We start from the raw sequence: 4,620 nt of genomic DNA, 5'->3' as shown, positions 1-4,620 counted from the left end.
CCGTTCCCCCCGTTCCCCTGTTCCCCCTGTCCACCGTGTCCACCCTGTTCACCGTGTCCGCCCTGTCCCCGTTCCCCATGCCATGACCCTACTCGAGAGGCCCGGACGACTCATTTCCCAGCGATTTTCCTATGAAATTTTCGTGAGAGAAACGCCATTCCCACTCCCCCGCGCGCCTCCACGACGACTTCTCAACACGCCCGTCCGGGTGAATGACGACGGTTTCCGGAATGCCGGTGCTACACCATCGGAGAGCGCGAAAAGGCGACCCGGTCGTCATCCCCGAGCAGAGAAGAGAAGTCCATGGTGATGTCCTCCGAACGCACCACCATCCTCGATGAACCGAAACCGAAATCGGTGGGTGCGCTCGTCGTCGCCTGGCTGACCACGACCGATCACAAGAAAATCGGCGCGCTGTACATGGTCAGCGCCTTCGGCTTCTTCGTCATCGGTGGCGTGATGGCGCTGCTGATTCGGGCGGAACTCGCCCGGCCCGGAAATCAGATCCTCTCCAACGAGCAGTACAACCAGATGTTCACCATGCACGGCACGGTGATGCTGCTGCTCTTCGCGACCCCGCTCTTCGCGGGCTTCGCCAACGCCATCATGCCGTTGCAGATCGGTTCCCCCGATGTGGCGTTCCCCCGGTTGAACGCCCTGTCGTACTGGCTGTTCTTCTTCGGCGGTCTGATCGTGGTGGGCGCCTTCCTCACCCCGCAGGGCGCCGCCAACTTCGGGTGGTTCGCCTACACCCCCCTGTCCACCGAGGTGTACTCCCCCGGCGTGGGCAGCGACATGTGGGTGATGGGGCTGATCCTCAGCGGCTTCGGCACCATCCTGGGCGCGGTCAACTTCATCACCACGATCATCTGCATGCGGGCACCGGGCATGACGATGTTCCGGATGCCGATCTTCACCTGGAACGTCCTGCTCACCAGCGTGCTGGTGATCATCGCCTTCCCGGTGCTGGCCGCCGCCCTGTTCGCGCTGGCCTCCGACCGGGTCCTCGGCTCCCAGGTGTTCTCCCCCGCCAACGGCGGCCCGATCCTGTGGCAGCACCTGTTCTGGTTCTTCGGCCACCCGGAGGTCTACATCATCGCGCTGCCGTTCTTCGGCATCGTGTCCGAGATCCTGCCCGTCTTCAGCCGCAAGCCGATCTTCGGCTACGTCGGCCTGGTGGCGGCGACCATCGCCATCGCCGGCCTGTCGGTGACCGTGTGGGCGCACCACATGTACCCCACCGGGGCCGTGCTCCTGCCCTTCTTCTCCTTCATGACGTTCCTCATCGCGGTACCGACCGGGGTGAAGTTCTTCAACTGGATCGGCACGATGTGGCGCGGCTCGCTCAGCTTCGAGACCCCCATGCTCTGGTCGATCGGTTTCCTCGTCACCTTCCTCTTCGGTGGTCTGACCGGCGTCATCCTGGCCTCGCCGCCGATGGACTGGCACGTCACCGACTCCTACTTCGTGGTCGCCCACTTCCACTACGTGGTCTTCGGCACGGTGGTCTTCGCGATGTTCGCCGGATTCCACTTCTGGTGGCCGAAGTTCACCGGGACGATGCTGGACGAGACCCTGGGCAAGATCCACTTCTGGACGCTGTTCGTCGGCTTCCACGCCACCTTCCTGGTGCACCACTGGCTGGGCGCGGAGGGGATGCCCCGCCGGTACGTGGACTACCTGGCCAACGACGGCTTCACCGGCCTGAACACCTTCTCCACCATCGGCTCGTTCCTGCTCGGGCTGTCCACCCTGCCCTTCATCTACAACGTGTGGAAAACCTGGAAGTACGGCGAACGGATCACCGTGGACGACCCCTGGGGCTACGGCCGGTCCCTGGAGTGGGCGACCTCCTGCCCGCCGCCCCGCCACAACTTCGTCACCCTGCCCAAGATCCGTTCCGAATCCCCCGCCTTCGACCTGCACCATCCCCGGGTCTCCGCGCTCGGCGAGGAGCACATGGCGGGCGGCCGGGACGCCGTGGACACCGACGAGGCGCTGTTCGACCGACCCGGCGCCCCCCGGGACCCGGAGAGCGTCGGCGAGGAGGGGCGCGGCGATCAGCCCGACGGGTCCGATCGATCCGGCCGCGAGCGGCCCTGACCGCCGGAGGGTCGCCGTGCCGCACGATCGCGACGTCGCCGCCGGGATCAACCAGCTGGAGGGCTATCTCCTCGTCCAGTCCGAACTGCGCACCGCCCGGGCCGAGGGCGAGGCCCTCGCGGACCGGATGCCCTGGCTCACCGGGGAGCGGCGCGAGGAACTGGTCCGGCTGTACGCCGAGGAGCGCATGGCCCTGACCCGACGCACCCTGCGGGCCGTCACCGAACGCTGCCACGAACTGCGGGCCGAGTACACCGCCCGCTACCGGCAGTTGCGCCGACGGGTGGTGTGCGCGGCGCTCGCCGTCGTCCTCGGCGGGCTCACCCTCTCCGCCTGTCCCGCGACCCCCCGGGGCCCCGCCGACACGCGGGGCCCCGCACCGGCCGGGACCGGGCCGGTGACGACCTGCGCGCCCGGGACCTGCGCGGAGCCGGCCGTCCACGCCCCCTGATCACCCCGACGCGGCGGACGCCCCGCGCACCGGCCGTGAACCGGTGCGCGGGGCGTCCGTCGTCGTCGCCGGGAAACCCCGGGCCGCCGCTCAGCCCGGCGGCGTGCGCGGCCCCGGGGCGCTCAGGCCGGCGGGGCCCTCCGGGTCCCCGGAGCCGTCGGCGGTGCGCAACCTCTCCCCGTCGGAACCGATCGCCTCGACGGACGCGCCGCCCGGGCCGTCCCCGTCGCCACCGGTGAACCCCCGCCCCCGGGTGGCCATGAGGGACCACACGATCGAGACCCCGAGGGTGACGACGATGACCCCGAGCGTCAGCGGAATGGGCAGCTTGCCCACCGGGGTCTCGGAGAGGATCAGCTTCACCCCGGCGAACGCCAGCACCACGGCGAGCCCGTAGTGCAGGTACTCGAAGCGCCGCAGCAGCCCGGCCAGGCAGAAGTACAGACTGCGCAGGCCCAGGATCGCGAAGGCGTTGGCCGTCCACACCAGGAAGGTGTGGGTGGTGATCGCCAGGACCGCGCCCACCGAGTCCACCGCGAAGACCAGGTCGCTCGCCTCGACCGCGATCAGCGCGACGAACAGCAGGGTCGCCGTCCGACGGCCGTTCAGCCGCACGAAGAACCGGGCACCGTGGTACCGGGGATCGGTGGGGATGATCCGACGCACGATCCGCACCACCGGGTTGCGCTCCGGGTGCACCTCCTCGTCCTTGGAGACGAGCATCTTCCACGCCGTCCACACCAGGAAGCCACCCAGCAGGTAGGCGGTCCAGAAGAAGGTGTTCAACAGCTCGGCGCCGAGGAAGATGAAGACGAACCGCGCCACCAGGGCGCCCACCACGCCCCAGAACAGCACCTTGTGCTGATAACCGGCGGGCACGGCGAAGAAGGTGAAGATCAGGGCGAAGACGAAGATGTTGTCCACCGACAACGCCTTCTCCAGCAGATACCCCGCGTAGTAGGTGCCGGCGACCTCACCGCCCTGCCACGCCCACAGCACCAGCCCGAAGGCCAGGCCGACCGCGATCCAGATACCGCTCCAGATCGCGGCCTCGCGGAACTCGATCACATGGTTGTCGCGGTGCATGAAGAGGTCGATGGCGAGCATCACGGCGATGGCCGCGCTCACGGCCACCCAGACCCAGAAGGGCACGGCGAAGGAGAGTTCCTCCATCGGAAGCGGTCGTCCTCTCTTCCGTTGTCGTCCGGCACGGGTGGCGGATCATCACGCCACGAGGCCCCCCGGCCGCCCGGACGGCGCCCGTCGTTCCGCCGTTACCCGCTCATCGTCGGATCATTCCACCGCGTATGTCGAGCCCCTGACGGCTGTGCGCCCCTTATTCGGCCGGTACCCGCCGGGACCCCGTCGCCGCCGCGGAAGCGCGTCCGGTGACGGACCGACACCACGGCGGGCACCACCGTCGCCCCGGCGGGCCCCCGCCCGTTCCCGGGCCGGGTGACCGACCCTCAGCGGAAGGCGTCCACCCCCGTCAACTCCGCCGAGAACGCCCACAGTCGCTCGGCCTGCCCGGGGTCCACCGCGTAATCCGCGACCCCGGCCGCCGGGGGCTCGGCCCGGTCGGCGGGCACCGCGATGTCGCAGTCCTCGCAGTACAGTCCGCCGAGATCCACCAGGTGCGGCGAGGTCGCCGCCCACACCTGGGTGGCCGCGCCCTGTTCCGGCGTCTTGAAGTCCGGGTTGATCACCCGTCCCTCCTCGTCGATCCACCCGGCCGCCACCATCTCCTCGCGCGGCAGATGCCGTTGGAGCGGGGTGGCGATGGCGCCGGGGTGGAGCGAGAACGCCCGCACCCCCGCGTCGCGGGCCAGGGCGTCGAGGTGCACGGCGAACAGCACATTGGCCGTCTTGGACTGCCCGTAGGCCTCCCACTTGTCGTAGCCGTCCCCGAACCACGGGTCGTCCCAGCGGATCGGTGAACGGTGGTGCGCGGCCGAGGAGACCGAGACCACCCGCGTCCCGTCCTCCGAGAAGGCCGGCCGCAGGCGGTTGACGAGGACGAAGTGGCCCAGGTGATTGACGGCGAACTGCCGCTCCCAGCCCGGCCC

4 protein-coding genes are annotated in these 4,620 nt (G+C 69.2%); 2 read left to right on the top strand and 2 right to left on the bottom strand.

Features of this window, described 5'->3' with window-relative positions:
- The first annotated feature begins 309 nt into the window (after positions 1-309).
- Both ctaD and FOE67_RS17295 read left to right on the top strand, forming a co-directional pair.
- Entirely contained in the window at positions 310-2,103 is a 1,794-nt protein-coding gene (gene ctaD / locus FOE67_RS17300) for an aa3-type cytochrome oxidase subunit I (protein WP_228473982.1), read from the top strand.
- Positions 2,104-2,119: 16 nt separating this feature from the next.
- Positions 2,120-2,554, top strand: coding sequence for a hypothetical protein (locus FOE67_RS17295; RefSeq protein ID WP_182665294.1), 435 nt, complete (start codon positions 2,120-2,122; stop codon positions 2,552-2,554).
- A gap of 90 nt (positions 2,555-2,644) precedes the next feature.
- On the opposite strand, the gene FOE67_RS17290 is transcribed toward FOE67_RS17295, so the two are convergent.
- Positions 2,645-3,727: a TerC family protein gene (locus FOE67_RS17290; RefSeq protein WP_182665292.1), complete on the bottom strand. Its 1,083-nt coding sequence runs from the start codon at positions 3,725-3,727 to the stop codon at positions 2,645-2,647.
- Positions 3,728-4,020: 293 nt separating this feature from the next.
- Positions 4,021-4,620: SDR family NAD(P)-dependent oxidoreductase (locus FOE67_RS17285; RefSeq protein ID WP_182665289.1), on the bottom strand; the 600-nt coding region annotated here is incomplete at its 5' end.

The sequence above is a fragment of the Streptomyces calidiresistens genome (assembly GCF_014141525.1).
In the GTDB taxonomy this organism is placed as follows: Bacteria; Actinomycetota; Actinomycetes; order Streptomycetales; family Streptomycetaceae; genus Streptomyces; species Streptomyces calidiresistens.
Note: the sequence above shows the minus strand (reverse complement) of the source record. Positions and strands in the feature narration are given on the sequence as shown.

Coding starts and splice junctions, on each gene's coding strand:
- ctaD (WP_228473982.1), top strand. CDS start 310: ATGTCCTCCGAACGCACCACCATCCTCGATGAACCGAAACCGAAATCG.
- FOE67_RS17290 (WP_182665292.1), bottom strand. CDS start 3,727: ATGGAGGAACTCTCCTTCGCCGTGCCCTTCTGGGTCTGGGTGGCCGTG.